This is a genomic window from Fischerella muscicola PCC 7414 (assembly GCF_000317205.1).
In the GTDB taxonomy this organism is placed as follows: domain Bacteria; phylum Cyanobacteriota; class Cyanobacteriia; order Cyanobacteriales; family Nostocaceae; genus Fischerella; species Fischerella muscicola.
This window is the reverse complement of sequence record NZ_AJLK01000034.1, coordinates 1-2,583: the sequence shown is the minus strand read 5'-3', so window position 1 is coordinate 2,583 and position 2,583 is coordinate 1. Positions and strand designations below refer to the sequence as shown.

1 protein-coding gene is annotated in these 2,583 nt (G+C 43.4%); it reads left to right on the top strand.

Annotated features, from left to right (window positions below; translation table 11 throughout):
• The first annotated feature begins 234 nt into the window (after positions 1–234).
• On the top strand, positions 235–2,511 hold the full coding sequence (locus UYI_RS0105045; protein WP_016865587.1) for a RelA/SpoT family protein: 2,277 nt from the start codon (positions 235–237) through the stop codon (positions 2,509–2,511).
• Positions 2,512–2,583 lie beyond the last annotated feature (72 nt).

The following is a 2,583-nucleotide window of genomic DNA, read 5'->3' as shown; positions in this document are numbered from 1 at the left end:
TCCAAAATCTTAAATTTGGGGTCTGATTTGCCATCATGGGATTCTGATGGCTATTATGCTTGACACCTAAGATAAGATGATTTGCACAAGTTTCTTGTTTGAGCAATTCTCCTGCGATCGCTTTTTCCTCCCCGTGTCAGCAGCAAATCAATCGTTTTTCGACGATATTGTCGTCAGTGTGTTCAACCCTCCATACAACCACCGAAATCATCTCCAGCCCCGCTATATTTTATGATGAGCAGCACAATTGTCAACCACCCTATTGATATAACTCTTCCAGAATGGCTAGAAAGTTGTTTGCGTACACCGCCTACAGACAGTGGTGCAACGGAAGAAGACCGGAAATATTATGATACAAGTTTGATTTGTCGAGCCTTTGAGTTTGCTTATCAACTGCATCAGGGTCAGTACCGCAAATCAGGAGAACCATACATCTGTCATCCGATTGCTGTAGCTGGAATGCTGCGTGATTTAGGTGGTAGTGCAGCTATGATAGCAGCTGGATTTCTTCATGATGTAGTGGAAGATACAGATGTTACAATTGAGGAAATAGAGCAGCGTTTTGGCTCAGAAGTTAGGTGCTTAGTTGAAGGCGTCACCAAGCTATCTAAAATAAATTTCAAAAGCAAAACCGAAAGTCAAGCCGAAAATTTTCGGCGGATGTTTTTGGCAATGGCGCAGGACATCCGCGTGATTGTGGTGAAGTTGGCAGATCGCTTACACAACATGCGGACATTAGAATATATGCCAGAAGAGAAACGCCGTCGTACCGCTACAGAAACACGAGAAATTTTTGCTCCCCTAGCAAATCGCTTGGGGATTTGGCGTTTTAAATGGGAATTGGAAGACTTAGCATTTAAATATTTGGAACCAGAAGCTTTTCGACAAATTCAGCAGCTGGTTTCCGAAAAACGTACAGATCGAGAAGAGAGATTGACAAAAATCTCAGAAACATTGAGAACACGACTCGCAGAAGCAGGAATTCGCTGTCTTGATATCAGTGGACGTCCCAAGCATCTTTATAGCATTTACCAAAAGATGCAACGGCAAAATAAAGAATTTCACGAAATTTACGATTTAGCAGCACTGCGAATTATTGTACAAACGAACGAGGAATGTTATCGTGCCTTGGCGGTCGTTCACGATGTCTTTCGTCCGATTCCTGGTAGATTTAAAGATTATATTGGACTGCCCAAGCCCAACCGTTACCAATCATTACATACTGGGGTCATAGGCCCTTGGGGACGACCTTTAGAAGTGCAAATTCGGACAATGGAAATGCACCATGTGGCAGAATATGGTATTGCTGCTCATTGGAAGTATAAAGAAACTGGCGGTTCTCACACTGGCTTGACTGCATCAGATGAAAAATTTACTTGGTTGCGGCAGTTATTAGAATGGCAAAGTGATTTAAAAGATGCCCAAGAATATTTAGAAAGCATCAAAGATAATCTTTTTGAAGAAGACATTTATGTCTTTACTCCCAAAGGAGATTTAGTCGCTTTAAAACCCGGTTCTACAACAGTAGATTTTGCTTATCGCATTCACACAGAAGTAGGGAATCGCTGTGCGGGAGTCCGGGTAAATGGTAGAATGGTTCCACTTTCGACGCGCTTGCAAAACGGCGATATAGTCGAGATTATTACTCAAAAAAATGGTCATCCTAGTCTGGATTGGTTGAACTTTGTTCGGACTAGTGCAGCAAAAAACCGGATTAAGCAATGGTACAAGCGATCGCGCCGGGAAGAAAATATTGCTCGTGGACGCGAATTATTAGAAAAAGAACTTGGGAAAACCGGTTTTGAAAATGTGCTGAAGTCAGAAGCAATGCAGGCGGTAGCAGAAAGGTGTAACTACCACTCCACAGAAGATTTACTCGCAGGTTTGGGTTACGGGGAAATCACACTCAACTTAGTGCTGAACCGTTGGCGAGAAATCGTAAAAGCACAGCAACCTGCTACTAACGAGCCAGATATTACCACACACCTACCTACCACAGCCAAGGCGGCGGCGTTGTTACGAGAAGCGACTCCTATAACTTCCCGCGCCAGTGATTCGCCTATCGTCGGTGTAGAAGGGTTGTTGTATCACTTAGCTGGGTGTTGTACCCCTATTCCCGGCGAAGCAATTATCGGTGTAGTAACACGGGGCAAAGGAATTTCTATTCATCGCCAAGGGTGTCATAATCTGGAAAAAGTAGAGTGCGATCGCCTTGTACCGGTGAGTTGGAACCAAGCAGTAGAACACAGTGGTCGTCCCGTAACTTACGCGGTGAATTTGCAAATTGAAGCACTAGACCGAGTAGGAGTATTAAAAGATATTTTGTCACGACTCAGTGACCAAGGAATCAACGTCCGTCATGCAAATGTCAAAACATCGTTTGGTCAACCAGCATTGATTGATTTGGGGATTGAAATTCGCGATCGGCCTCAATTAGAACAGTTATTTACTCAAATTAAGAAAATGAGTGATATTCTTAATATCCGTCGCGTTGGCCAAATTGACGAATAATATCAAGTTCGCATGATTACTTACAATTCCGTTTAACCTCACCCCCCCTTCGGTACCCCTCTCCTTGGTAAG